The sequence below is a fragment of the Rhizobium sp. 10PS4 genome (assembly GCF_032464805.1).
GTDB classification, from domain to species: Bacteria; Pseudomonadota; Alphaproteobacteria; order Rhizobiales; family Rhizobiaceae; genus Rhizobium; species Rhizobium laguerreae.
The window spans coordinates 15,591-39,838 of sequence record NZ_JAWDIW010000026.1 but is presented as its reverse complement, the minus strand read 5'-3'; the positions used below and the strand labels follow the sequence as shown (position 1 = coordinate 39,838).

The following is a 24,248-nucleotide window of genomic DNA, read 5'->3' as shown; positions in this document are numbered from 1 at the left end:
TGCGCTGATCCGCGGCGTCACCCGTGATGGCGTTGAGCGTGGCCAGATTCTGTGCAAGCCGGGTTCAGTCAAGCCGCACAAGAAGTTCATGGCAGAAGCCTACATCCTGACGAAGGAAGAGGGTGGCCGTCATACGCCGTTCTTCACCAACTACCGTCCGCAGTTCTACTTCCGCACGACCGACGTGACGGGCATCGTGACGCTGCCGGAAGGTACGGAGATGGTGATGCCGGGCGACAACGTCACGGTATCGGTCGAGCTGATCGTTCCGATCGCGATGGAAGAAAAGCTGCGTTTCGCCATCCGCGAAGGCGGCCGCACCGTCGGCGCCGGTATCGTCGCGTCGATCGTCGAGTAATTAGCGGCTGGGCCACCTGGCCCAAGGAAAGGATAGGGACGCCGATCTCGGTGTCCCTCTCGATCTTTGAAACCGGTGGCCCGCTAACGTAACTGAAGGTAAGTCGTGTCCCTAAGCGGTGACACGCGGATAACAGACACAAGGATAAAGTCGAATGAACGGCCAGAATATCCGCATCCGCCTGAAGGCGTTCGATCACCGGATTCTCGACGCCTCAACGCGTGAGATCGTATCGACGGCTAAGCGCACCGGTGCAAGCGTCCGGGGCCCCGTTCCGCTTCCGACCCGCATCGAGAAGTTTACGGTCAACCGGTCCCCGCACATCGACAAGAAGAGCCGCGAACAGTTCGAGATGCGCACGCATAAGCGCCTTCTCGATATCGTTGACCCGACCCCGCAGACGGTAGACGCGCTGATGAAGCTCGATCTCGCCGCCGGTGTCGATGTTGAGATCAAGCTCTGAGACCTCGGGTCTTCGGGCTGAGTGAGAAGGATTGAACCGATGCGTTCAGGTGTGATTGCACAGAAGGTGGGAATGACCCGCGTCTATAACGACGCCGGCGAGCATGTCCCGGTAACGGTACTGCGTATGGAAGGCTGCCAGGTCGTAGCCACGCGCACTGTCGAAAAGAATGGCTATACCGCAGTTCAGCTCGGTGCCGGCCAGGCGAAGGTGAAGAACACGTCGAAGGCGATGCGCGGCAACTTTGCCATTGCCAACGTCGAGCCGAAGGCCAAGCTGACGGAATTCCGCGTGTCGGAAGATCAACTGCTCGAAGTCGGCACTGAGATCAAGGCAGGTCACTTTGCAGCCGGTCAGCTCGTCGACGTGACGGGCACGACGATCGGTAAGGGTTTTGCCGGCGCCATGAAGCGCCACGGTTTCGGCGGTCTGCGTGCTACGCACGGTGTGTCGGTGTCGCACCGTTCGCACGGTTCGACCGGCTCGCGCCAGGATCCGGGCAAGGTTTTCAAAAACAAGAAGATGGCTGGTCACATGGGCCAGACGCGCGTCACGACGCAGAACCTGGAAGTAGTTTCGACCGACGAAGATCGTGGTCTGATCCTGATCAAGGGTGCTGTTCCTGGTTCCAAGGGTGCTTGGATCATCGTGCGCGACGCCGTCAAGTCGGCCGCGAAGTAAGGGAGCCAGATCAATGGAATTCAACGTCAAGACCCTCGAGGGAAAAGACGCCGGGAAGGTTTCCCTTTCGGACGCGATTTTCGGCCTCGAGCCCCGCGAAGACATTCTCGCCCGCGTCATCCGCTGGCAGCTTGCCAAGAAGCAGCAGGGCACGCACAAGGCTAAGGGCCGCGCGGAAGTTTCGCGCACCGGCGCCAAGATGTACAAGCAGAAGGGTACGGGCCGCGCCCGTCACCATTCGGCTCGCGCTCCGCAGTTCCGCGGCGGCGGCAAGGCTCACGGCCCGGTCGTCCGCAGCCACGAGCACGATCTTCCGAAGAAGGTTCGCGCACTCGGCCTTCGCCACGCCCTTTCGGCCAAGATCAAGGCCGATGACGTCATCGTCATCGACAACCTGGTTGCCGCTGAAGCCAAGACCAAGTCGCTCGCGTCCGTTTTCGAGACGCTCGGCCTGACCAACGCCCTCTTCATCGGCGGCGCAGAGCTTGATGGCAACTTCAAGCTCGCAGCTCAGAACATCCCGAACATCGATGTTCTGCCGATCCAGGGCATCAACGTTTATGACATCGTGCGCCGCGGCAAGCTCGTGCTTTCCAAGGCTGCGGTTGAAGCGCTAGAGGAGCGATTCAAGTGACCGATCTTCGCCACTACGATGTGATCGTCTCTCCGGCGATCACCGAAAAGTCCACGCTGGTATCCGAAAACAACCAGGTTGTTTTCAATGTCGCCAAGCAGGCGACGAAGCCGGAAATCAAGGCTGCGGTCGAGGCGCTGTTCGGCGTCAAGGTCACGGCTGTCAACACTCTGCTGCGCAAGGGCAAGACCAAGCGGTTCCGCGGTTTCGTCGGCAAGCAGAAGGACGTGAAGAAGGCTGTTGTGACGCTGGCTGAAGGCCAGACGATCGACGTCTCCACCGGTCTCTGAGGTATAAGAAAATGGCATTGAAAACTTTCAATCCGATCACCCCGAGCCAGCGCCAGCTCGTCATCGTCGACCGCTCCGCCCTCTACAAGGGCAAGCCGGTCAAGGCGCTGACGGAAGGTCTGACCAAGAGTGGCGGTCGTAACAACCTCGGCCGCATCACCGCCCGCTTCATCGGCGGCGGTCACAAGCGCACCTATCGTCTAGTCGACTTCAAGCGTCGCAAGTTCGATGTCGAGGGCACGGTTGAGCGTATCGAATACGATCCGAACCGTACGGCTTTCATCGCGCTGGTGAACTATGCTGACGGCGAGAAGGCTTATATCCTCGCTCCTCAGCGCCTCGCTGCCGGTGACAAGGTCATCGCTTCCGAGAAGGCTGTCGACGTCAAGCCCGGCAACACCATGCCGCTGCAGTTCATTCCGGTCGGCTCCATCATCCACAACGTGGAAATGAAGCCGGGCAAGGGTGGTCAGATCGCTCGCTCCGCCGGTGGTTACGCACAGCTCGTCGGCCGCGACCAGGGCATGGCGATCCTTCGCCTGAACTCCGGTGAACAGCGTCTCGTCCATGGCTCCTGCCTTGCTTCGATCGGCGCCGTCTCCAACCCTGATCACGCCAACATCAACGACGGCAAGGCCGGTCGTACCGTTTGGCGCGGCAAGCGTCCGCATAACCGCGGTGTCGTCATGAACCCGGTCGACCATCCGCACGGCGGTGGTGAAGGCCGCACCTCCGGTGGTCGCCATCCGGTGACACCGTGGGGCAAGCCGACCAAGGGCAAGCGCACCCGGTCGAACAAGTCGACCGACAAGATGATCATGCGCTCGCGTCATCAGCGTAAGAAGTAAGAGAGGAAGTCTCCAATGGCTCGTTCAGTATGGAAAGGTCCGTTCGTTGACGGCTATCTTCTCAAGAAGGCTGAGAAGGTTCGTGAAGGCGGTCGTAGTGAAGTGATCAAGATCTGGAGCCGTCGCTCCACGATCCTGCCGCAGTTCGTCGGTCTCACCTTCGGCGTCTACAACGGCAGCAAGCATATCCCGGTCAGTGTCAATGAAGACATGGTCGGTCACAAATTCGGTGAATTCTCTCCGACCCGCACCTACTACGGTCACGGCGCGGACAAGAAGGCGAAGAGGAAGTAACAATGGGCAAGGCAAAAGCCGAACGCCGGCTGAAGGACAACGAGGCGCAAGCAGTCGCCCGCACGCTCCGCGTCAGCCCCCAGAAGCTCAACCTGGTTGCTGCGGCTATCCGCGGCAAGAAGGTCGAGCGCGCACTCGCTGAGCTGGAGTTCTCCCGCAAGCGCATCGCAGGCGCCGTCAAGAAGACGCTCGAATCTGCGATCGCCAACGCCGAGAACAACCACGATCTCGACGTCGACTCGCTGGTTGTCGCCGAGGCCTATGTCGGCAAGTCGATCGTCATGAAGCGTTTCCACGCTCGTGGCCGCGGTCGCGCGTCGCGCATCGAAAAGCCCTTCGCGCACCTGACGATCGTCGTTCGTGAAGTGCAGGCAGCAGAGGAGGCCGCATAATGGGTCAGAAAATCAATCCAATCGGTTTCCGTCTCGGAATCAACCGTACCTGGGATAGCCGCTGGTTTGCGGACAATGCCGAGTACGGTCAGCTGCTGCACGAAGACCTGAAGATGCGCAAGTTCGTCATGAGCGAACTGAAGCAGGCCGGGATCTCCAAGGTGGTCATCGAGCGTCCGCACAAGAAGTGCCGCGTCACGATCCACTCGGCACGTCCAGGCCTGATCATCGGCCGCAAGGGCGCTGACATCGACAAGCTCCGCAAGAAGCTGTCGGAGATGACCAATTCGGAAACGCACCTCAACATCGTCGAAGTGCGCAAGCCCGAAGTCGATGCGACGCTGGTCGCTCAGTCGATCGCACAGCAGCTCGAGCGTCGCGTGGCTTTCCGTCGCGCCATGAAGCGTGCCGTTCAGTCCGCGATGCGTCTTGGCGCCGAAGGCATCAAGATCACCTGCGCTGGCCGTCTCGGCGGCGCTGAAATCGCCCGTACGGAATGGTACCGCGAAGGTCGTGTGCCGTTGCACACGCTGCGCGCCGACATCGACTACGGCACGGCTGAAGCAGAAACCGCGTTCGGCATCTGCGGCATCAAGGTCTGGATCTTCAAGGGCGAAATCCTTGAGCATGATCCGATGGCTTCCGAGCGCCGCGCGATGGAAGGTGACGCCCAGGGTCCGGCGAGCCGTGATCGTGACCGCGACAGAGACCGTCGCCGCGACAACGCTTGATAGCGCGCGTGGCAGAGAAGTTCGGAGAATAAGAAAATGTTGCAGCCAAAGCGTACCAAGTACCGCAAGCAGTTCAAGGGCCGCATCAAGGGCGTCGCCAAGGGCGGTTCTGACCTGGCATTCGGCGAATTCGGCCTGAAGGCACAGGAACCCAACCGCGTCAACGCGCGCGAGATCGAAGCGGCCCGCCGCGCGATCACGCGTTATATGAAGCGCGCCGGCCGTGTATGGATCCGCGTGTTCCCGGACGTTCCGGTAACCAAAAAGCCGACCGAAGTCCGTATGGGTAAGGGTAAGGGCTCCGTTGAATATTGGGCATGCAAGGTCAAGCCTGGCCGTATGATGTTCGAGATCGACGGTGTCAGCGAAGAAATCGCCCGTGAGGCGCTTCGCCTCGGCTCTGCCAAGCTCTCGGTCAAGACGCGCTTCGTTCAGCGCATTGCAGAGTAAGGGATTGAGCTCATGAAAGCCTCAGACGTTCGCGGGTTCACCGCCGACCAACTCAAGGACGAGCTTGCCAAGCTGAAGAAGGAGCAGTTCAACCTGCGCTTCCAGAAGGCGACCGGCCAGCTCGAAAAGTCCTCGCGCATCAACGAAGTCCGCAAGGACATCGCCCGCGTGAAAACCATTGCCCGCCAGAAGGCGGCAGAAGTTAAGGCCTAAAGGAAGAAAAATATGCCGAAGCGCATCCTGCAGGGCGTCGTCGTTGGCGACAAGAACGAGAAGACGGTAGTGGTTCGTGTCGAGCGTCGTTTCGCTCACCCGCTGCTCCAGAAGACCGTTCGTCGTTCCAAGAAGTACAAGGCCCACGACGAGAACAATCAGTACAAGATTGGCGATACCGTATCCATCGAGGAATGCGCGCCGATCTCCAAGGACAAGCGCTGGACGGTGATTTCCGCCCAGGGCAAGTAACAGAATTTTGCGCGAGGCCTTGCGTCTCGCCGAAATATCTGTATGAAGCAGCGTCAGAACGCTCGAATGCCGGGCGTTCTTTTGCTTTGAGCGCACGGAAGGTCCCGTTCGGGAAACCACCCTGGCACGATCGATCCCGCGCTATTCAGCTATTGCCGCGTCTGTGCTGCCGTCATGGCAGCTCGGCCGGCGAAAATTTTCATAAGCCGGAGTAGGGGGCTAGCCCAACCATTCCGGTAAACCAAGAAGGCGACCTGATATGATTCAGATGCAAACAAACCTCGACGTCGCGGATAATTCCGGCGCACGTCGTGTCATGTGCATCAAGGTGCTGGGCGGCTCGAAGCGCAAGTATGCCTCGATCGGCGACGTCATCGTCGTTTCGATCAAGGAAGCGATCCCGCGCGGCCGCGTGAAGAAGGGTGACGTGATGAAGGCGGTTGTCGTTCGCACCGCCAAGGACATCCGTCGTGCGGATGGCTCCGTCATCCGCTTCGACACCAACGCAGCAGTCCTCATCGACAACAAGAAAGAGCCGATCGGCACCCGTATCTTCGGACCGGTTCCGCGCGAACTTCGCGCCAAGAACCACATGAAGATCATCTCGCTGGCTCCCGAAGTACTGTAAGGAGCGAAGCGATGCAGAAGATTCGTAAGGGCGACAAGGTCGTCATGCTCGCTGGCAAGGACAAGGGCCGTACCGGCGAAGTTGTCCAGGTCATGCCGAAGGAAGATCGTGCCGTTGTTCGTGGCGTCAACGTCGTCAAGCGCCACCAGCGCCAGACGCAGACCCAGGAAGCCGGCATCATCAACAAAGAAGCCCCGGTTCACCTCTCCAACGTTGCAATCATCGACAAGGACGGCAAGCCGACCCGCGTCGGTTTCAAGGTTGTTGACGGCAAGAAGGTCCGTGTGGCCAAGCGTTCTGGAGAAGTGATCGATGGCTGAGGCAAAATATGAGCCGCGGCTCAAGAAGGAATATGTCGAGCGCATCCGCAAGGCGATGCAGGAGCAGTTCTCCTACGCCAACGAGATGATGATTCCGAAGCTCGACAAGATCGTGATCAACATGGGTGTCGGCGAAGCGACCGCTGACTCGAAGAAGCCGACGGTAGCTGCCGCCGACCTCGCAGCGATTGCCGGCCAGAAGCCGGTCATCACCCGCGCACGTAACTCTATCGCAGGCTTCAAGCTCCGCGAACAGATGCCGATCGGCGCGAAGGTCACCCTGCGCGGCGCCCGCATGTACGAGTTCATGGACCGTCTCGTGAACATCGCGCTCCCGCGCGTTCGCGACTTCCGCGGCCTGAACCCGAAAAGCTTTGACGGCCGTGGCAACTTCGCCATGGGCATCAAGGAGCACATTGTGTTCCCTGAGATCAACTACGACAAGGTTGATCAGATGTGGGGCATGGACATCATCGTTTGCACGACGGCGACGACCGACGACGAAGCACGAGCTCTTCTGAAAGAGTTCAGCTTCCCGTTCCGTCAATAACCGTAACGACGAGCGTAGAAAAGGAACCTGACATGGCGAAGACAAGCGCAGTTGAAAAGAACAAGCGCCGCCGTACTACGGTCGCTAACCAGGCCGCTAAGCGGGCTGGGTTGAAGGCGATCATCATGAACCAGGCTCTTCCGATCGAAGAGCGGTTCAAGGCCTCGATCAAGCTGGCATCCCTGCCGCGTGATGGATCGAAGACCCGTATTCGCAACCGTTGCGAAGTTTCGGGGCGTCCGCGCGCATATTACCGCAAACTGCGCATGTCGCGTATTGCGCTGCGTGAACTCGGCAATCTCGGCAAGGTGCCGGGTATCGTCAAGTCGAGCTGGTAAGGAGCAGGTTACATGACAATGACTGATCCGTTGGGCGATATGCTCACTCGCATCCGTAACGGCGCTTCCCGCCGCAAGTCGTCGGTTTCGACGCCTGCTTCGAAGCTCCGTGCACGTGTTCTCGATGTTCTGCAGTCCGAAGGCTACATCCGTGGCTATTCCGTTGTCGATTTCGGCAATGGCAAGTCGGAACTCAGCATCGAGCTGAAATATTATGAAGGCGCATCGGTGATCCGTGAGATCGGCCGCGTGTCCAAGCCGGGCCGCCGGGTTTATGTCTCGGTCAAGTCCATTCCGCAGGTCGCGAACGGTCTCGGCATCACCATCCTTTCGACTCCGAAGGGTGTGATGGCCGATCACCAGGCTCGCGAACAGAACGTTGGTGGCGAGGTTCTTTGCTCGGTCTTCTAAGATCGGGCAGGGATCTCCATAGCGAACAGACAGGATTGAAACATGTCTCGTATCGGTAAGAAGCCCGTTCAGGTGCCTGCTGGGATCACGGCTACGGTCGATGGCCAGAAGGTGACTGCAAAGGGCCCGAAGGGCGAGCTGTTTTTCGTTGCTAACGACGAAATCAGCCTCAAGCTTGAAAATAACGCCGTCGTCGTGACGCCGGTGAACCAGACCAAGGATGCGCGCGCAAAGTGGGGCATGTCCCGCACGATGATCGAAGGCATCTTCAAGGGCGTCAAGGACGGTTTCGAGCGCAAGCTTGAAATCAACGGCGTCGGTTACCGCGCCGCCATGCAGGGCAAGAACCTGCAGCTGGCCCTCGGTTTCAGCCACGACGTGATCTACGAGCCGCCGGTCGGTATCTCGATCGTTGTTCCGAAGCCGACGGAAATCGTCGTCAGCGGCATCAACAAGCAGCAGGTCGGTCAGGTTGCCGCCGAAATCCGCGAATATCGCGGTCCCGAGCCGTACAAGGGCAAGGGCGTCAAGTACGCTGACGAGCGGATCGTCCGCAAAGAAGGCAAGAAGAAGTAAGGATCACGCGAAATGGCTAGCAGGAAAGAAGCACTTGCACGTCGTGCCAACCGCGTGCGCCGTCATCTCAAGTCGGTGGCCAATGGCCGTCCACGCCTGTCGGTTCATCGCTCCTCGAAGAACATCTACGCCCAGGTCATCGATGACGTGGCCGGCAAGACGCTTGCGTCTGCCTCCACCCTCGAGAAGGATCTGCGCGGTTCTCTGAAGACCGGTGCCGATACCGCCGCCGCTACCGTTGTGGGCAAGCTCCTCGCAGAGCGCGCCTCCAAGGCCGGTGTTACGGAAGTCGTGTTCGACCGTGGCGCCTTCATCTATCACGGCCGCATCAAGGCTCTCGCCGAAGCGGCCCGCGAAGGCGGTCTCACCTTCTGATCAGTTTCCGGCCGGACGCCTCAAGCGCCGGCCGGATTTTCGCCGGACCGCAGGCACTCTCCGAAAGGGGAGGCTGATGCGGTCCACATTTGTTTGCCGATTGCACCCGGAAAAGAAAAAGGAAGAGGACAATGGCACAGGAAAGAAGGCCGCAGCGGGACGACCGCCAGAGCCGTGAAGAGCGCGATAGCGAATTCGTCGACAAGCTTGTCGCGATCAACCGCGTCGCCAAGGTCGTCAAGGGCGGCCGTCGTTTCGGTTTCGCAGCACTCGTCGTCGTCGGCGACCAGAAGGGCCGCGTCGGCTTCGGCCATGGCAAGGCACGTGAAGTGCCGGAAGCCATCCGCAAGGCAACCGAAGCCGCCAAGCGCGAACTGATCTTCGTACCGCTGCGTGACGGCCGTACGCTGCATCACGACGTTCATGGCCGCCACGGCGCTGGCAAGGTTCTGCTGCGCTCGGCCAAGGTCGGTACCGGCATCATCGCCGGCGGCCCGATGCGCGCCGTATTCGAGACGCTCGGCATGCACGACGTCGTCGCCAAGTCGACCGGTTCGTCGAACCCCTACAACATGGTTCGCGCCACCTTCGACGCTCTGAAGCACCAGGTTCACCCGAAGGACATCGCAGCTCAGCGCGGCATCAAGTATGCAACGCTGCAGGCTCGTCGTAGCGCCTCCGGCAACGCCTCTGAAGAATAAGAGGAGTTTGACAGATGGCCAAGGCTACTAAGAAGGCTGAAGCGAAGACTGTCACGATCGAACAGATCGGCAGCCCGATTCGCCGTCCGGATGTCCAGCAGCGCACGCTGATCGGTCTCGGACTGAACAAGATGCACCGTCGCCGCACGCTGGAGGATACCCCTTCCGTTCGCGGCATGATCCGTGCTGTCCAGCATCTCGTTCGCGTCGTCGACGAGAAGTGAGACGGAGGAAACGCTCATGAAACTCAATGAAATTAAAGACAATGAAGGCTCGACCCACAGCCGCAAGCGCCTCGGCCGCGGTATCGGCTCGGGCTCGGGCAAGACTGGTGGTCGCGGCGTGAAGGGTCAGAAGTCCCGTTCCGGCGTCGCCATCAATGGCTTCGAAGGCGGCCAGATGCCGATTTATCGTCGCCTGCCGAAGCGCGGCTTCAACAACATTTTCGCTTCCGATTTTGTTGTCGTGTCGCTGGCCCGTATCCAGACGGCGATCGACGCCGGCAAGCTCGATGCCAAGACGACCGTTGACGCAGCTGCCCTCAAGGCTGCTGGTGTCATCCGCCGCGTCAAGGACGGCGTTCGCGTTCTCGCCGACGGCGAGATCAAGGCCAAGATCACCATCGTCGTTGCAGGCGCCTCCAAGCCTGCCGTCGAGAAGATCGAAAAGGCCGGCGGCACCGTGACGCTGCTTTCGGCTCCGGCTGCAGCCGAATAATAATCTGATGATATATCGCCCGGGGTGCTTCACACCGGGCGATTTTGCTCCCATATGTGGGCCTCACAAAAACTTGGCTGGCGCGCCCGCGTCATGCCGGTAAGACTCGAAAACAAGGGTGAGGCATGGGGTTGCGTTGCAATCCGTCCTAAGCCCGGTTTTGAATAATTTCATACTGATTCCGGGTCCGGTCTGTCCCCCAGAGACGCCGGAATTGGTAGCGCGGAGAAATGCATGGCTTCTGCAGCGGAACAATTGGCATCCAACCTCAATTTTTCGACCTTCGCCAAAGCCGAGGATTTGAAGAAGCGCTTGTGGTTCACACTGGCAGCTCTCCTCGTCTACCGACTCGGCACGCATATTCCGCTTCCAGGCCTCAATCCTGAAGCCTATGCCCAGGCTTTCCGCGGCCAGGCAGGCGGCATTCTCGGCCTTTTCAACATGTTTTCGGGCGGCGCCGTTGAGCGCATGGCGATCTTCGCGCTCGGCATCATGCCCTATATTTCTGCCTCGATCATCGTGCAGCTGATGACTTCGGTCGTGCCGGCGCTCGAAAACCTCAAGAAGGAAGGCGAGCAGGGCCGTAAGATCATCAACCAGTATACCCGCTACGGTACCGTTATCCTCGGTGCGCTGCAGGCCTATGGCATTGCCGCCGGCCTTGAAAGCGGCCAAGGCTTGGTCGTCGACCCGGGCTGGTTCTTCCGCGTCTCCACCGTTCTGACGCTGCTCGGCGGCACGATGTTCCTGATGTGGCTCGGCGAGCAGATCACCTCGCGCGGCATCGGCAACGGCATCTCGCTGATCATCTTCGCCGGCATCGCCGCCGGCCTTCCCACTGCTCTTGCCGGCACGCTCGAACTCGGCCGCACCGGCGCGCTGTCGACCCCGCTGATCCTGCTCGTGATCATCGTCGCGATCGCTGTCATCGCCATCATCGTCTTCGTCGAGCGCGCCCAGCGCCGGCTGCTGATCCAGTATCCGAAGCGCCAGGTCGGCAACCGGATGTTCCAGGGCGATACGTCCCACCTGCCGTTGAAACTCAATACATCAGGTGTCATTCCGGCAATCTTCGCATCGTCGCTGCTGCTTCTGCCGGCAACGATTGCGGGCTTTGCCAGCACCACGGCAATGCCCTCCTGGGCGACATCGATCGTCGCGGCCCTCGGTCATGGCCAGCCACTCTATATGGTGCTCTATGCGGCGCTGATCGCCTTCTTCGCCTTCTTCTATACGGCCATCGTCTTCAATCCGAAGGATACGGCTGATAATCTGAAGAAGCATGGCGGCTTCATTCCCGGCATCCGTCCGGGCGACCGCACCGCCGAATATATCGACTATGTGCTGACCCGAATCACGGTGATCGGCGCGCTCTATCTCGTCTTCGTCTGCATCCTTCCGGAGATATTGGTGTCGCAAACCGGCATTCCGTTAGCCCTTGGTGGGACTTCGCTTTTGATCGTGGTTAGCGTAACTCTTGACACGGTTGCACAGATCCAGGGTCACCTGATCGCGCAGCAATACGAAGGCCTGATCAAGAAATCGAAGTTGCGTGGAGGAAAGAGGGGGCGATGAGACTTATCCTTTTGGGGCCGCCGGGCGCGGGTAAGGGAACCCAGGCCCAGCGGATCGTGGAAAAGCACGGCATTCCGCAGCTTTCCACGGGGGACATGCTGCGTGCAGCGGTTAACGCCGGCACCGATGTCGGCAAGCGTGCGAAGGCGGTCATGGACGCCGGCAAGCTCGTCTCGGATGAGATCGTCATTGCCATCGTTTCCGAGCGTATCGATCAACCCGATTGCGCCAACGGCTTCATCCTCGACGGCTTCCCCAGGACGCTCGTCCAGGCGGACGCCACCGAGGCGATGCTGAAGGCAAAGGGTCTCGGCCTCTCCGTTGTCATTGAATTCCGTGTCGATGATGACGAGTTGATCCGACGTGTCGCCGGTCGCTACTCCTGTGCACAGTGTGGCAGCGTCTATCACGATACCGATAAGGTTCCGGCTGCCGAGGGCGTGTGCGACAAGTGCGGTTCCACGCACTTCAAGCGCCGGCCCGATGACACCCCGGAGACCATGACGGCTCGGCTGCAAGTCTACTACAAGGAGACCTCACCGCTGATCGGCTATTACCATGCCAAGGGCAAGCTCAAGTCCGTGGACGGCATGGCAGAAATCGATCAGGTGACGGCTGAGGTCGAAAGCATTCTTTCGAAGCTTTAAGGCTTTGAAAATAAACTTGGCGGAACGGTTGCTTTTCAGCAGTGATTCCGCTAAACACCGCGCCAACTCGCGACATTCCATGCGATCGGCGCGGATTTCCCAGGGAAGTCCGGGTGCGGTCGTTTTGACATGTTACGGACGTAAATCTGAACGGGCGGTTCTCAAGAGCCGCATAACGAAGCCCACTTGCCGGATGGCAACTGGAATGCAAGGAGAACAGGCGTGGCACGTATCGCTGGCGTCAACATCCCGACTGCGAAGCGCGTTGTTATCGCGCTGACCTACATTCACGGGATCGGTCCGAAATTCGCACAGGAAATCGTCGCAAAGGTCGGTATCCCGGCCGAACGTCGTGTGCATCAGCTGACGGACGCAGAAGTCCTTCAGATCCGCGAAGCCATCGACCGTGACTATCAGGTCGAAGGCGATCTTCGTCGCGATACCGCGATGAACATCAAGCGCCTGATGGACCTCGGCTGCTACCGCGGCCTGCGTCATCGCCGCGGCCTTCCGGTCCGCGGTCAGCGCACGCATACCAATGCCCGCACCCGCAAGGGCCCGGCAAAGGCAATCGCTGGCAAGAAGAAGTAATTTCCGGGAAACCGGGGTGGGGAGGCTGGCGGTCTGCGCCGGCCTCTTTTGAGTTTGGAGCGGGACCATATAGGCGCCGTTCCGGTGTAGCCGCTGGCATTACGGCGGTGAAGAGATCAACGAAAGGAATACCATGGCTAAGGAAGCCGTCCGCGTTCGCCGTCGCGAGCGCAAGAACATCTCGTCGGGTGTCGCTCACGTCAACTCGACCTTCAACAACACGATGATCACCATCACCGATGCGCAGGGCAATGCGATCGCTTGGTCGTCGGCTGGCGCCAAGGGCTTCAAGGGCTCGCGCAAGTCGACCCCGTTCGCTGCCCAGATCGCTGCCGAAGACTGCGCCAAGAAGGCCCAGGAGCACGGCATGAAGTCGCTGGAAGTCGAAGTCTGCGGTCCGGGTTCGGGTCGTGAATCGGCTCTGCGCGCGCTTCAGGCTGCAGGTTTCATGATCACGTCCATCCGCGACGTGACCCCGATCCCGCACAATGGCTGCCGTCCGCGCAAGAAGCGCCGCGTCTGATCATCGCTCTCGTCACCGGTGAGCGCCTGTGCGCTCCCGGTGGTTTTCAAGCTCGGTTGCCACGATTGGATGGTGGCAACGAACGGAAGGCAAACTCATGATTCAGAAGAACTGGCAGGAACTGATCAAGCCGAACAAGGTGGAGTTCTCCTCGAGCTCGCGCACCAGGGCGACGCTTGTTGCCGAACCGCTGGAGCGCGGCTTCGGCCTCACCCTCGGCAACGCGCTTCGCCGCGTTCTGCTCTCCTCGCTGCGCGGTGCTGCCGTCACGGCGGTGCAGATCGATGGCGTGCTGCATGAATTCTCCTCGATTCCGGGCGTCCGCGAAGACGTCACGGACATCGTGCTCAACATCAAGGAAATCGCCATCAAGATGGATGGCGATGATGCAAAACGCATGGTCGTGCGTAAGCAGGGCCCGGGTGTTGTCACGGCTGGCGACATTCAGACGGTCGGCGATATCGAAATCCTCAACCCCGAGCATGTCATCTGCACGCTCGACGAGGGCGCCGAGATCCGCATGGAGTTCACCGTCAATAACGGCAAGGGTTACGTTCCGGCCGAACGCAATCGTGCGGAAGATGCTCCGATCGGTCTCATCCCGGTCGACAGCCTCTATTCGCCGGTCAAGAAGGTGTCCTACAAGGTTGAAAATACCCGCGAAGGACAGGTTCTCGACTACGACAAGCTGAACATGACCATCGAAACCGATGGCTCGATCACCGGCGAAGACGCCGTCGCTTTTGCGGCGCGCATCCTCCAGGATCAGCTTGGCGTCTTCGTCAACTTCGACGAGCCGCAGAAGGAAACCGAAGAGGAAGCAGTCACCGAACTCGCTTTCAACCCGGCTCTCCTGAAGAAGGTGGACGAACTCGAACTGTCGGTCCGTTCGGCAAACTGCCTGAAGAACGACAACATCGTCTACATCGGCGACCTCATTCAGAAGACCGAAGCAGAAATGCTCCGCACGCCGAATTTTGGTCGCAAGTCGCTGAACGAAATCAAGGAAGTTCTCGCTTCCATGGGCCTGCACCTCGGCATGGAAGTGCCGGCATGGCCGCCCGAGAACATCGAAGATCTCGCCAAGCGTTACGAAGACCAGTACTGAGCGGCGTGAGGAAAAGTGTAAAGCGGTTTTCCGCTCGCACGCCGATCGCAAGAACATAACAAAAGGCAGGCTCTTTCGGCTGCCTTTCCCCGTCAAACAGCAGGCCGATCGCCTGCATGTGCCAGGAAACGGCAGGCCCATTTAGCGTAAGGGCACCTGCATTAAAGGAGAATAGCAATGCGCCATGGTAAAGCCGGCCGCAAGCTGAATAGAACTGCAAGCCACCGCAAGGCGATGTTCGCCAACATGGCGGCTTCGCTGATTACCCACGAGCAGATCGTCACGACCCTGCCGAAGGCCAAGGAAATCCGCCCGATCGTCGAGAAGCTCGTAACGCTCGGCAAGCGCGGCGACCTGCACGCTCGCCGTCAGGCGATCTCGCAGATCCGCGATGCTGCCGTCGTTTCGAAGCTGTTCGACACGATCGCAACGCGCTACGCCACCCGCAACGGCGGCTACCTGCGCATCATGAAGGCCGGCTTCCGCCAGGGCGACAATGCCGCCATGGCCGTGATCGAATTCGTTGACCGCGATGCCTATGCCAAGGGTGCTGCCGACAAGGCCCGCGTCGCTGCTGAAGAGCAGGCCGTCGCCGCTTAAATCTTCCGCTCCGGCGGAAACAAAACAGCCGGGCTCACAAAGCCCGGCTGTTTTTGTTTCTGATATGGTGACGGGACCGGCTCCATTGCGCAAAATCATTCAGGCTCGCTCCCCGCAGTTCCTTCGTCTCGCCGCCCTGTTTCTTGTCATCGTTCTCGGGCTGGCGCTCCGCAGGTTTGGCTATGCGGCCGATCTGCCTTTCATCGTCGTCATGTGGTGGCACTCTGGGGAGCGATGGTTTATCTGCTCGTGGCGCTCATAGCCGCAAGGTCACGGCTCGACGCGTTTCGGCTGACCACGGCAGGCGCCCTGCTGCTTGGCCGGATCTTTTCGCTTTGGAACCTGCTGGCTTATGCAATCGGCATGGCCGCGGCCTGCGCCTTTGATCCGGCACGCCGGACTGCGGTAAGCCTGCCGTCTCACGAGGCCGACGCCACTGCGCGATTGCGGGTCCGCCCTTTGCCCTTCTGCTTGTTGCGTGCGATCGGCCGGTAGGAGCGATAGAGGATGAGCGCGATGATCAGCCCGACATAGATGTATTGCTCCAGGTCGAGGATCTTGGTCGAGAGCGCGAAGTGCAGCGCCCCGCACGCGGCGATGATGTAGACGAGGCGATGCAGCCAGATCCAGTTCTTGCCGAGCCGGCGGATCGAGAAATTGTTGGATGTCAGCGCCAGCGGAATGAGCATCGCAAGTCCGGCCATGCCGAACATGATGAAGGGGCGCTTCAGCACGTCGTTGATGACGGCGGCAATATCCATCGCCTGGTCGAGCACCATGTAGACGGTGAAATGCATCAGCGCGTAATAGAAGGTCAGCAGGCCAAGCGCGCGGCGGTAACGCAAATAGTTCCAGCCGAAAAGGTCGCGGGCAGGGGAAACGGCAAGCGTTGCGATCAGGAAACGGATCGTCCAGATGCCGAGGAAGAGCTCGAAAGTCTTGACAGGGTCGGCGCCGAGCTGATCGGTCGCGCCGAGATAGAAAGTCCACGCCGCAGGCACGAGCCCGACGACATAAAGCAGCCAGACGGAGGCGGGCTGCCAGCGCTTCGGGAGGGCGAGCGACAGTTCCGCCATCAGAAATTCGCCTTCAGGTCCATGCCGGCATAAAGGCTTGCGACTTCGTCGGCATAGCCGTTGAAGGGCAGGGTGGGATGGCGGCTCGCGCCGAAGAAGCCGCTCTCGCCGATGCGCCGTTCGCTGGCCTGGCTCCAGCGCGGGTGGTCGACCTCAGGGTTGACATTGGCGTAGAAGCCATACTCCTGCGGATTGGTGACCTGCCATGTATTCTTCGGCTGCTGGTCGGTGAGCGTGATCCTGACGATCGACTTGATGCCCTTGAAGCCGTATTTCCACGGCACGACCAGGCGGATCGGCGCGCCGTTCTGGTTCGGCAGGGTTTCGCCATAGAGCCCGACGGCCAGCAGCGTCAGCGGATGGCGTGCCTCATCCAGGCGCAGACCCTCGACATAGGGCCAGTCGAGTGACTGGAAGAAACCCTTCTGCCCAGGCATCTCGTCTGGTCGCACCACAGTTTCGAAGGCGACGTATTTGGCGCTACCGAGCGGCTCCACCTTGTCGAGCAGCGACGCCAGCGGAAAGCCGTCCCAGGGGATGACCATCGACCAGGCCTCGACGCAGCGCATCCGGTAGGTGCGCTCCTCGATCGGGAATTCCTTGATCAGCGCCTCGAGGTCGAAGGTGCCCGGCTTGTTGACCATGCCGTCCACCTTAACCGTCCAGGGCAGCGGCTTGAAATCGCCGGAAAGAGCGGCGGGATCGCCCTTGTCGAGGCCGAATTCATAGAAATTATTGTAGGTCGTGACGTCCTTGATCGGCGTCGCCTTCTCGTCGACCTTGTACTTGCTCTCAACGGCGGAGAGGGCCGCAGCACTCGCCTTGCCGGCGCTGTAGAGCCCCATGGCGCCAAGCGCTGCCGCGCCGAGGAATTCACGACGCCGCAGATAGATCTGGCGCGGCGTGATCTCTGATGAGGCGATCTTCGTTGGGCGATAGGTTGGCATGTCGAAATCTCCTGGGCGGATTTCTACAATATAGTCTTTAAATGACCCGCCCGCATGTTCGGATTAGTGTCTAAGCCTTGAATATTACAGACGTGAAGCCAATTTTTTGTGTTCGGTCGTGATGGAATAGGCTGTAACAAAACGTCGCGTCGAACCGTATATGATCGATGCGCCTCATGGCGCTTCTCCCCGGCGTACCGGATTTGGGCTTCCCGGTAGTGACAGCCCCCGTCGATTGGATTAGGACAATTCCAAAAAGCAGCGTTTGCCCGGCCTGCAGGCTCCATGCCGCCCGGCTTCGCCTGATAATTCCGACACGTTGAGGAAGACACTGATGCCAGTTTACCGTTCCAGAACCACGACCCATGGCCGTAACATGGCGGGCGCCCGCGGCCTTTGGCGCGCGACGGGCATGAAGGATTCGGATTTCGGCAAGCCGATCATCGCTGTGGTGAATTCCTTCACCCAGTTCGTGCCCGGCCATGTGCACCTGAAAGACCTTGGCCAGCTCGTTGCCCGCGAGATCGAGGCGGCCGGCGGTGTTGCCAAGGAGTTCAACACGATCGCCGTCGATGACGGTATCGCCATGGGCCATGACGGCATGCTTTATTCGCTGCCCTCGCGTGAGCTCATCGCCGACAGCGTCGAATACATGGTCAATGCCCATTGCGCCGACGCCATGGTCTGCATCTCCAACTGCGACAAGATCACTCCCGGCATGCTGATGGCGTCGCTACGCCTCAATATCCCGACCGTCTTCGTCTCGGGCGGTCCGATGGAAGCCGGCAAGGTCGTGATGCACGGCAAGACGCATGCACTCGACCTCGTCGATGCTATGGTTGCCGCTGCCGATGACAAGATCAGCGACGAGGACGTCCAGACCATAGAACGCTCGGCCTGTCCGACCTGTGGTTCCTGCTCCGGCATGTTCACTGCCAATTCGATGAATTGCCTGACAGAAGCCCTCGGCCTGTCGCTGCCCGGCAACGGCTCGACGCTTGCCACCCATCTCGACCGCAAGCGCCTCTTCGTCGAGGCCGGTCATCTTATTGTCGATCTCGCCCGCCGTTATTACGAGCAGGATGACGTCAAGGCGCTGCCGCGCACCATTGCTTCCAAGCAGGCCTTCGAGAATGCTATGACGCTCGATATCGCCATGGGCGGTTCCACCAATACGGTCCTGCACATTCTTGCCGCCGCCCATGAAGGCGAGATCGATTTCACCATGGCCGATATCGATGCACTGTCGCGCCGGGTGCCGTGCCTGTCGAAGGTCGCCCCCGCCAAGAGCGATGTGCACATGGAAGACGTCCACCGCGCCGGCGGCATCATGTCGATCCTCGGCGAACTCGACAAGGGCGGTCTCTTGAACCGCGATTGCCTAACTGTGCATGCCGAGACGCTGGGTGATGCGATCGACCGCTGGGATATCACCCGCACCAACAGCGAAACTGTCCGGAACTTCTATCGTGCCGCTCCCGGCGGCATCCCGACCCAAGTCGCCTTCAGCCAGGAATCCCGTTGGGACGATCTCGACACCGACCGCGAGAACGGCGTCATTCGCTCGGTCGAGCATCCCTTCTCCAAGGATGGTGGCCTTGCCGTGCTCAAGGGCAACCTTGCGATCGACGGCTGCATCGTCAAGACCGCCGGCGTCGATGAATCGATCCTGAAGTTCTCCGGCCCCGCCCGCGTTTTCGAAAGCCAGGATTCGTCGGTCAAGGCGATCCTTGCCAACGAGGTGAAGGCCGGCGACGTCGTCGTCATCCGCTACGAAGGTCCGAAGGGCGGCCCAGGCATGCAGGAAATGCTCTATCCGACGAGCTATCTGAAGTCGAAGGGTCTCGGCAAGGCCTGCGCGCTGATCACCGACGGCCGCTTCTCCGGCGGCACTTCCGGCCTCTCGATCGGCCACGCTTCGCCGGAGGCGGCAAATGGCGGCACGATCGGCCTGGTGCGCGAAGGTGACATGATCGATATCGACATCCCCAACCGCACGATCAGCCTGCGTGTCAGCGAGACCGAACTCGCCGCCCGCCGCGCCGAACAGGACGCCAAGGGCTGGTATCCCACAGAAGTACGCAAGCGCAACGTCACGACCGCGCTAAAGGCCTACGCCGCCTTCGCAACGAGTGCGGACCGCGGTGCCGTGCGCGATCTGAACGCCCGCTGACTCATCTGAACCGACGACCTACTGATTAGAAGTCAGGTGCTCTACCGACCGGTCGCTTTCAAAGCGGCCGGTTGATGTTTTTATAAGACTCGCCGAGTTGCTTCAGCCGCTCGTCATAGGCAGCCTTGATGCAAGTTGCATCTGCCCCGCATTCCTGCCGTTTCTTCAGCCAGGCCGTCTGTTCGTCCTGCAATGTTCCGCGCGAACCCATCGCCAGCAGGCCGGAGAGCAGCTCGAAAGTCGTCACCATCTTCACATCGGCGTCGTTGAGGGCGCGGTTGTCGCAGATCGCTTTTTCATCCGCCTTCAATTCTTTCGCATCGCAATCGAAGCTTGCTGCCTGTGCCAGGTTCGATCCAATGAGCAGGATCGCAAAGCCGAGGGCCGCTGTCGTCGTTCTTGTCGTGATCATTCATATGTTCCCATTGCTGCCGGTCAGGTTAGCTTCCGCAGTGCCAGAGCCAGGAAGATGATGCAGATGAGCCAGACGGCAAGGATGAAGATCAGTCCGACCCGGCCGGAGGGACGCTCGGTGCGCCTTGTCGCCTCCATACGAAGCTCGTTCATCACCTCTACTGGCACGAGCCGGATCGCCAGCATGATACCGAGCGGCACGATGAAGAGATCGTCGAGATAGCCGAGGATGGGGATGAAATCGGGGATGAGATCGATGGGCGACAGCGCGTAGGCGGCAACGGCGCCGGCCACCGCTTTGGCATGCCACGGTACGCGGGGATCGCGGGCGGCAAGCCATAGGGCCACGATGTCACGCTTCAGTGACTTCGCCCAGTTTTTGGCTTTTGATATCAGTTGCATGGCCAATCTTCCTGAATCAAATTCACAATGACTTCAACCGGTTTCCAAGACGCCCTCTCGCCTTGTTCTTCCATGCTTCCGCCCTCTTTCCTTTCTAGCGTCGGGCCGCAGAACAGGATGATTTTGGGCCGGTTCGGCCTAAAATCTGAGTCCTGTTCGCTATTAAATAGTTAGAGCATGATGCCGTCCGAAAACCGCTCACACTTTTCGGCATCATGCTCTAAAACGTTGCTCAAGAGGATTCAAAAGGGATACCCATGCAAGGCCTGTTCAAGCGCGCCTCCGTCTCGCTATTTGCTCTCATGCTCGTTCTGCCGCTTGCTGCCCATGCGCAGACGGCAAAGGCCATACCCGAGAGCCAGATGCAGATGCAGCTCTCCTTCGCGCCGCTCGTCAAACAGACGTCGGGCGCCGTCGTCAATGTCTATGCGGAAAAGACTATCCGGCGGCAGTCGCCCTTTGCCGGCGATCCTTTCTTCGAGCAGTTTTTCGGCCAGCAGATGCCGAACCGTTCGGAGAAGCAGTCTTCGCTCGGCTCCGGCGTCATCGTCGAGGCGAACGGCACTGTCGTCACCAACAATCACGTCATCGAGGGCGCCGATGACATCAAGATTGCCCTCTCGGACGGCCGCGAGTTCCCCTGCAAAGTGGTGCTGCGCGATGATCGCGTCGATCTTGCCGTGCTGAAGATCGACACCACGGCAAGCTTTCCGGCGCTGCCGATCGGCAATTCCGATTCAGTCGAGGTCGGCGATCTCGTGCTGGCGATCGGTAATCCCTTCGGTGTCGGCCAGACGGTGACGAGCGGCATCGTCTCAGCGCTTGCCCGCAACCAGGTGATCAGGAACGAATTCGGCTTCTTCATCCAGACCGATGCCTCGATCAATCCCGGCAATTCCGGCGGCGCCCTGATGAACATGAAGGGCGAACTGATCGGCATCAACACCGCGATCTTCTCGCGCGGCGGCGGCTCGAACGGCATCGGTTTCGCCATCCCTGCCAATCTGGTCAAGGTCTTCCTCGCGTCTGCCGATGCCGGCGTCAAATCCTTCGAGCGCCCCTATGTCGGCGCAAGCTTCGATGCGGTGACCTCGGAAGTGGCTGAGGCGCTGGGGCTGAACAAGGCCCGCGGCGCGCTCGTCGTCAAGGTTTCGGAAGGTGGGCCGGCGGCCAAGGCCGGGCTGAAGGCCGGCGAGATCGTCACCGCCGTTGACGGGATTTCCGTCGAGCATCCCGACGCGCTGCTCTACCGGCTGACCACAGCCGGTCTCGGCAATTCGGTCAAGCTCACCGTCATCGAGAACGGCCGCGAGGAGCAACTGCCGTTGACGCTCGCCCGCGCCCCGGAAACCTCGCCGCGCGACCAGCGCACCATCGGCGGACACACGCCGTTTACCGGCGCCGTCGTCGAGAACCTGTCGCCGCGTGTCGCCGACGAGCTGCGCATGCCGCCGGAATCGTCGGGCGTCGTCGTATCCGAGGTAAAGGAGGATTCGCCTGCTGCCCGTCTCGGTTTCGAACCGAAGGATATCATCGTCTCGATCAACGGCACCGATGTGAAGTCGACCAGCGAACTGTCCGAGATCGCCGATAGCGACCCCGGCTTCTGGCGGGTCGAGATCGAGCGCGACGGCCAGCGCATCCGGCAATTTTTCCGATGAGCAACGATCTCTTCGCGCCGCGCGTTCCGGAGGAGGTCGCTGCCAGGCGGCCGCTTGCCGACCGGCTGCGGCCGAAGACGCTTGCCGATGTCACCGGTCAGGAACATCTGACCGGGGAGGATGGCGTGCTGAAAAGGATGATCGAAAGCGGCTCGCTTGGCTCGATGATCTTCTGGGGTCCGCCGGGCACCGGCAAGACGACGGTGGCACGGCTGCTTTCGGGCGAGGCGGGACTGGCCTTCGAGCAGATATCGGCGATCTTCTCCGGCGTCGCCGATCTGAAGAAGGTGTTCGAAACAGCCCGTTTGCGGCGTATGGACGGCCGTCAGACGCTGCTCTTCGTCGATGAGATCCATCGTTTCAACCGCGCCCAGCAGGATAGTTTCCTGCCCGTCATGGAGGATGGAACCGTCATCCTCGTCGGCGCCACCACCGAGAACCCGTCCTTCGAGCTCAACGCCGCTCTGCTGTCGCGTGCCCGTGTGCTCACCTTCAAGTCGCATGACGAGGAGAGCCTCGAGGAACTGCTGAAGCGTGCCGAGACGATCGAGCAGAAGCCGCTGCCGCTGACGGAGGATGCCCGCGCCAGCCTGATCCGCATGGCCGACGGCGACGGCCGCGCGGTGCTGACGCTCGCCGAAGAAGTCTGGCGCGCGGCGCGCGAAGGCGAGAGCTTCGATACCGAAGGCCTGACGCGCATCGTCCAGCGCCGTGCCCCGGTCTACGACAAGGCGCAGGATGGCCACTACAATCTGATCTCGGCGCTGCATAAATCCGTACGCGGCTCGGATCCCGATGCCGCGCTCTATTATCTCGCCCGCATGTTCGATGCCGGCGAAGACCCGCTCTATCTCGGCCGGCGGCTGGTGCGCATGGCGGTGGAGGATATCGGTCTTGCCGATCCGCAGGCGCTGGTGATCTGCAATGCCGCCAAGGATGCTTATGAGTATCTCGGCTCGCCGGAAGGCGAACTGGCGCTGGCCCAGGCCTGCGTCTATCTCGCTACCGCCCCGAAATCGAATGCCGTTTACACCGCCTTCAAGGCGGCAAGCCAGGCGGCAAAGCAGAACGGCTCATTGCTGCCGCCGAAGCATATCCTCAACGCGCCGACCAAGCTGATGAAGGGCGAGGGTTACGGCGAGGGCTACCGCTATGACCACGACGAGCCGGATGCCTTTTCCGGGCAGGATTATTTCCCGGAGAAGATGGGCCGCCAGATCTTCTACGATCCGCCGGAACGCGGCTTCGAGCGCGATATTCGCAAGCGGCTGGAATGGTGGGCAAAACTTCGCAAGGAGCGTAATCCGCGCTGAAACTTGGCGAACCTCAGGAGGTGCGCGGCGTCTTCTGATTTGCCGGCGCTGCGATCACCTTGACGGAAGATTCCGCAAGCCCGTGATGACCTTCCATATCGACGATAACATGCCAGTGACCACTTTCCGGAACGGCGATCTTGATCGGCGATTTGCGTGCCACGCCGCCGATATATTTGAAATCGAGAACCTCGGTGAACCGCTGGAAATTCGGGGCCGTCATCAGGCGGACATTGTTCACGGCATTCAACGACACCTCGATGATCGTTCCGGTGCGTTGTTCCTTGAGATCGTAATGGGTGAAGCGGAAATTCGGTTTCGGCATCGGTCTCGTGGCGTCTGAAGTCTCTGCGCCGGGGATTTTACCAGAATGTGGGTTAAGGAAAAGTTGGAAATCGGCCGTTCAGCTCATGTCTTCGTAATCCCGCTGCATGAAAACAGCGGGAGTACGGCAAGATTTAGTGGATATTCGCGGTGCCGCGCGCAAAGGGCGCGAATTCGAGCACCGTGCCTGCGGCCGCCCTGTGGATATCGGCGGAGGGGCAGTTGCATTCCCCAGCTGCGAAATGGAGGGCGGCCGCTTCATTGATGAAGAGCCCGCCGACGAGGCCTTCACGGTCGTGGACGATCCAGTGGCCGCTTCTCTCTCGGCCGACGGTGAAGCGGGCGGAAGGCGAGGGTGGCGTAGCGGGAAGGCTGCGGCGTTGCTGTGCATTTGCCATTGTGGTGATCCTTCGGTCCTGATGCTTCAACGGGAGATGAGGTCGAACATCATCTGGACCAGGCCAGCAAAGGCCAGCGTCATCGCAAGGCGAGGCGCAATCGCGGTAAGGCCGGAGAGCATCGAATGGGAGGGATCGGCGGCGAGTGTGCTGAGGCGGCTGCGTTGCAGCGGGTCGCTCTCGGCACTCGGTTCAGTCAGGCGTGACATCGGTTTGTCCTTTCGAAATCTCAACCGCCGCTTGATCGAGCGGCGGTGTCACGCTTCAAAAATAA

Annotated in this window: 37 protein-coding genes and 2 pseudogenes; 32 read left to right on the top strand and 7 right to left on the bottom strand. The window is 60.2% G+C overall.

Annotation, left to right across the window (positions count from 1 at the left end; genetic code table 11):
• The 29 genes and pseudogenes from tuf to RWJ89_RS32740 all read left to right on the top strand — a co-directional run.
• Window positions 1-358, top strand: a pseudogene (gene tuf / locus RWJ89_RS32880) (elongation factor Tu); the annotation flags it as partial.
• Between the two features lie 154 nt (window positions 359-512).
• Entirely contained in the window at window positions 513-821 is a 309-nt protein-coding gene (gene rpsJ, locus RWJ89_RS32875) for a 30S ribosomal protein S10 (protein ID WP_003547547.1), read from the top strand.
• Window positions 822-860: 39 nt separating this feature from the next.
• Window positions 861-1,502 (top strand): 50S ribosomal protein L3, encoded by a 642-nt coding sequence (gene rplC, locus RWJ89_RS32870; protein ID WP_003547548.1) that lies wholly within the window; start codon window positions 861-863, stop codon window positions 1,500-1,502.
• A gap of 13 nt (window positions 1,503-1,515) precedes the next feature.
• Window positions 1,516-2,136 carry a 50S ribosomal protein L4 gene (gene rplD / locus RWJ89_RS32865; protein ID WP_003547549.1) on the top strand — a complete coding sequence of 207 codons (621 nt, stop codon included), beginning with the start codon at window positions 1,516-1,518 and terminating at the stop codon, window positions 2,134-2,136.
• Window positions 2,133-2,426, top strand: coding sequence for a 50S ribosomal protein L23 (locus RWJ89_RS32860; RefSeq protein ID WP_003547550.1), 294 nt, complete (start codon window positions 2,133-2,135; stop codon window positions 2,424-2,426). Before rplD ends, RWJ89_RS32860 begins: the two co-directional genes overlap by 4 nt.
• An 11-nt stretch (window positions 2,427-2,437) precedes the next feature.
• The gene (rplB, locus tag RWJ89_RS32855) at window positions 2,438-3,274 is read left to right on the top strand and encodes a 50S ribosomal protein L2 (protein ID WP_077976456.1); all 837 of its coding nucleotides are present in this window, start codon (window positions 2,438-2,440) and stop codon (window positions 3,272-3,274) included.
• A gap of 15 nt (window positions 3,275-3,289) precedes the next feature.
• Entirely contained in the window at window positions 3,290-3,568 is a 279-nt protein-coding gene (gene rpsS / locus RWJ89_RS32850; protein WP_003547552.1) for a 30S ribosomal protein S19, read from the top strand.
• 2 nt (window positions 3,569-3,570) lie between these two features.
• Complete coding sequence (rplV, locus tag RWJ89_RS32845; RefSeq protein WP_003547553.1) at window positions 3,571-3,960, top strand: 50S ribosomal protein L22; 390 nt, start codon at window positions 3,571-3,573, stop codon at window positions 3,958-3,960.
• Complete coding sequence (gene rpsC, locus RWJ89_RS32840) at window positions 3,960-4,691, top strand: 30S ribosomal protein S3 (protein ID WP_003547554.1); 732 nt, start codon at window positions 3,960-3,962, stop codon at window positions 4,689-4,691. The genes rplV and rpsC overlap by 1 nt, the downstream gene beginning before the upstream one ends.
• A 36-nt stretch (window positions 4,692-4,727) precedes the next feature.
• Window positions 4,728-5,141, top strand: coding sequence for a 50S ribosomal protein L16 (rplP, locus tag RWJ89_RS32835; RefSeq protein ID WP_003547555.1), 414 nt, complete (start codon window positions 4,728-4,730; stop codon window positions 5,139-5,141).
• 12 nt (window positions 5,142-5,153) lie between these two features.
• The gene (gene rpmC, locus RWJ89_RS32830; protein ID WP_003547556.1) at window positions 5,154-5,354 is read left to right on the top strand and encodes a 50S ribosomal protein L29; all 201 of its coding nucleotides are present in this window, start codon (window positions 5,154-5,156) and stop codon (window positions 5,352-5,354) included.
• Between the two features lie 12 nt (window positions 5,355-5,366).
• Window positions 5,367-5,606 carry a 30S ribosomal protein S17 gene (rpsQ, locus tag RWJ89_RS32825; RefSeq protein WP_003547557.1) on the top strand — a complete coding sequence of 80 codons (240 nt, stop codon included), beginning with the start codon at window positions 5,367-5,369 and terminating at the stop codon, window positions 5,604-5,606.
• A gap of 259 nt (window positions 5,607-5,865) precedes the next feature.
• The gene (gene rplN, locus RWJ89_RS32820) at window positions 5,866-6,234 is read left to right on the top strand and encodes a 50S ribosomal protein L14 (RefSeq protein ID WP_003547558.1); all 369 of its coding nucleotides are present in this window, start codon (window positions 5,866-5,868) and stop codon (window positions 6,232-6,234) included.
• A gap of 11 nt (window positions 6,235-6,245) precedes the next feature.
• The gene (rplX, locus tag RWJ89_RS32815; protein ID WP_003547559.1) at window positions 6,246-6,554 is read left to right on the top strand and encodes a 50S ribosomal protein L24; all 309 of its coding nucleotides are present in this window, start codon (window positions 6,246-6,248) and stop codon (window positions 6,552-6,554) included.
• Window positions 6,547-7,104: a 50S ribosomal protein L5 gene (gene rplE / locus RWJ89_RS32810; RefSeq protein ID WP_020049537.1), complete on the top strand. Its 558-nt coding sequence runs from the start codon at window positions 6,547-6,549 to the stop codon at window positions 7,102-7,104. Before rplX ends, rplE begins: the two co-directional genes overlap by 8 nt.
• Before the next feature lie 32 nt (window positions 7,105-7,136).
• On the top strand, window positions 7,137-7,442 hold the full coding sequence (gene rpsN, locus RWJ89_RS32805; RefSeq protein WP_003547561.1) for a 30S ribosomal protein S14: 306 nt from the start codon (window positions 7,137-7,139) through the stop codon (window positions 7,440-7,442).
• 12 nt (window positions 7,443-7,454) lie between these two features.
• Window positions 7,455-7,853, top strand: coding sequence for a 30S ribosomal protein S8 (gene rpsH / locus RWJ89_RS32800; RefSeq protein ID WP_003547562.1), 399 nt, complete (start codon window positions 7,455-7,457; stop codon window positions 7,851-7,853).
• A 42-nt stretch (window positions 7,854-7,895) separates the two neighbouring features.
• A complete protein-coding gene (gene rplF / locus RWJ89_RS32795; RefSeq protein ID WP_017963907.1) occupies window positions 7,896-8,429 on the top strand; it encodes a 50S ribosomal protein L6 in 534 nt (177 codons plus the stop codon).
• 12 nt (window positions 8,430-8,441) lie between these two features.
• Window positions 8,442-8,804: a 50S ribosomal protein L18 gene (gene rplR, locus RWJ89_RS32790; protein ID WP_003547564.1), complete on the top strand. Its 363-nt coding sequence runs from the start codon at window positions 8,442-8,444 to the stop codon at window positions 8,802-8,804.
• Between the two features lie 131 nt (window positions 8,805-8,935).
• Window positions 8,936-9,505 carry a 30S ribosomal protein S5 gene (rpsE, locus tag RWJ89_RS32785; protein WP_003547565.1) on the top strand — a complete coding sequence of 190 codons (570 nt, stop codon included), beginning with the start codon at window positions 8,936-8,938 and terminating at the stop codon, window positions 9,503-9,505.
• A gap of 14 nt (window positions 9,506-9,519) precedes the next feature.
• Complete coding sequence (gene rpmD / locus RWJ89_RS32780) at window positions 9,520-9,729, top strand: 50S ribosomal protein L30 (protein WP_003547566.1); 210 nt, start codon at window positions 9,520-9,522, stop codon at window positions 9,727-9,729.
• Window positions 9,730-9,745: 16 nt separating this feature from the next.
• Entirely contained in the window at window positions 9,746-10,222 is a 477-nt protein-coding gene (gene rplO / locus RWJ89_RS32775) for a 50S ribosomal protein L15 (protein ID WP_003547567.1), read from the top strand.
• 234 nt (window positions 10,223-10,456) lie between these two features.
• On the top strand, window positions 10,457-11,797 hold the full coding sequence (secY, locus tag RWJ89_RS32770) for a preprotein translocase subunit SecY (RefSeq protein ID WP_003547569.1): 1,341 nt from the start codon (window positions 10,457-10,459) through the stop codon (window positions 11,795-11,797).
• A complete protein-coding gene (locus RWJ89_RS32765; RefSeq protein ID WP_017963910.1) occupies window positions 11,794-12,444 on the top strand; it encodes an adenylate kinase in 651 nt (216 codons plus the stop codon). Before secY ends, RWJ89_RS32765 begins: the two co-directional genes overlap by 4 nt.
• A 222-nt stretch (window positions 12,445-12,666) precedes the next feature.
• Complete coding sequence (gene rpsM, locus RWJ89_RS32760; RefSeq protein WP_011651425.1) at window positions 12,667-13,035, top strand: 30S ribosomal protein S13; 369 nt, start codon at window positions 12,667-12,669, stop codon at window positions 13,033-13,035.
• Window positions 13,036-13,168: 133 nt separating this feature from the next.
• Window positions 13,169-13,558 carry a 30S ribosomal protein S11 gene (rpsK, locus tag RWJ89_RS32755; RefSeq protein WP_003547577.1) on the top strand — a complete coding sequence of 130 codons (390 nt, stop codon included), beginning with the start codon at window positions 13,169-13,171 and terminating at the stop codon, window positions 13,556-13,558.
• Between the two features lie 97 nt (window positions 13,559-13,655).
• Window positions 13,656-14,666 carry a DNA-directed RNA polymerase subunit alpha gene (locus RWJ89_RS32750; RefSeq protein WP_003547579.1) on the top strand — a complete coding sequence of 337 codons (1,011 nt, stop codon included), beginning with the start codon at window positions 13,656-13,658 and terminating at the stop codon, window positions 14,664-14,666.
• A 177-nt stretch (window positions 14,667-14,843) separates the two neighbouring features.
• On the top strand, window positions 14,844-15,266 hold the full coding sequence (gene rplQ, locus RWJ89_RS32745) for a 50S ribosomal protein L17 (protein ID WP_003558556.1): 423 nt from the start codon (window positions 14,844-14,846) through the stop codon (window positions 15,264-15,266).
• An 85-nt stretch (window positions 15,267-15,351) separates the two neighbouring features.
• Window positions 15,352-15,674: pseudogene (locus RWJ89_RS32740) on the top strand (DUF2809 domain-containing protein); the annotation flags it as partial.
• Window positions 15,675-15,685: 11 nt separating this feature from the next.
• Here RWJ89_RS32740 and msrQ read toward each other — a convergent pair.
• Both msrQ and msrP read right to left on the bottom strand, forming a co-directional pair.
• On the bottom strand, window positions 15,686-16,342 hold the full coding sequence (gene msrQ / locus RWJ89_RS32735; RefSeq protein WP_131640319.1) for a protein-methionine-sulfoxide reductase heme-binding subunit MsrQ: 657 nt from the start codon (window positions 16,340-16,342) through the stop codon (window positions 15,686-15,688).
• Window positions 16,342-17,289, bottom strand: a complete 948-nt coding sequence (msrP, locus tag RWJ89_RS32730) for a protein-methionine-sulfoxide reductase catalytic subunit MsrP (protein ID WP_077976460.1) — start codon at window positions 17,287-17,289, stop codon at window positions 16,342-16,344. Before msrP ends, msrQ begins: the two co-directional genes overlap by 1 nt.
• A 334-nt stretch (window positions 17,290-17,623) precedes the next feature.
• Here msrP and ilvD point away from each other — a divergent pair, with 334 nt between their 5' ends.
• The gene (ilvD, locus tag RWJ89_RS32725) at window positions 17,624-19,462 is read left to right on the top strand and encodes a dihydroxy-acid dehydratase (protein ID WP_316032023.1); all 1,839 of its coding nucleotides are present in this window, start codon (window positions 17,624-17,626) and stop codon (window positions 19,460-19,462) included.
• 58 nt (window positions 19,463-19,520) lie between these two features.
• Here the strand turns inward: ilvD and RWJ89_RS32720 are convergent, their stop codons facing one another.
• The gene (locus tag RWJ89_RS32720) at window positions 19,521-19,874 is read right to left on the bottom strand and encodes a lysozyme inhibitor LprI family protein (protein WP_011651430.1); all 354 of its coding nucleotides are present in this window, start codon (window positions 19,872-19,874) and stop codon (window positions 19,521-19,523) included.
• 23 nt (window positions 19,875-19,897) lie between these two features.
• Window positions 19,898-20,278, bottom strand: a complete 381-nt coding sequence (locus tag RWJ89_RS32715; protein WP_131640318.1) for a YkvA family protein — start codon at window positions 20,276-20,278, stop codon at window positions 19,898-19,900.
• 257 nt (window positions 20,279-20,535) lie between these two features.
• Here RWJ89_RS32715 and RWJ89_RS32710 point away from each other — a divergent pair, with 257 nt between their 5' ends.
• Window positions 20,536-21,939, top strand: a complete 1,404-nt coding sequence (locus RWJ89_RS32710) for a DegQ family serine endoprotease (protein ID WP_131640317.1) — start codon at window positions 20,536-20,538, stop codon at window positions 21,937-21,939.
• Window positions 21,936-23,252: a replication-associated recombination protein A gene (locus RWJ89_RS32705; protein WP_221999621.1), complete on the top strand. Its 1,317-nt coding sequence runs from the start codon at window positions 21,936-21,938 to the stop codon at window positions 23,250-23,252. Before RWJ89_RS32710 ends, RWJ89_RS32705 begins: the two co-directional genes overlap by 4 nt.
• A gap of 13 nt (window positions 23,253-23,265) precedes the next feature.
• On the opposite strand, the gene RWJ89_RS32700 is transcribed toward RWJ89_RS32705, so the two are convergent.
• The 3 genes from RWJ89_RS32700 to RWJ89_RS32690 all read right to left on the bottom strand — a co-directional run bounded on the left by RWJ89_RS32700 (window position 23,266) and on the right by RWJ89_RS32690 (window position 24,183).
• Window positions 23,266-23,577: a DUF1883 domain-containing protein gene (locus RWJ89_RS32700; protein WP_020049547.1), complete on the bottom strand. Its 312-nt coding sequence runs from the start codon at window positions 23,575-23,577 to the stop codon at window positions 23,266-23,268.
• Window positions 23,578-23,710: 133 nt separating this feature from the next.
• Window positions 23,711-23,974, bottom strand: coding sequence for a hypothetical protein (locus RWJ89_RS32695; RefSeq protein ID WP_168326423.1), 264 nt, complete (start codon window positions 23,972-23,974; stop codon window positions 23,711-23,713).
• 26 nt (window positions 23,975-24,000) lie between these two features.
• Entirely contained in the window at window positions 24,001-24,183 is a 183-nt protein-coding gene (locus RWJ89_RS32690) for a hypothetical protein (protein WP_246621753.1), read from the bottom strand.
• Window positions 24,184-24,248 lie beyond the last annotated feature (65 nt).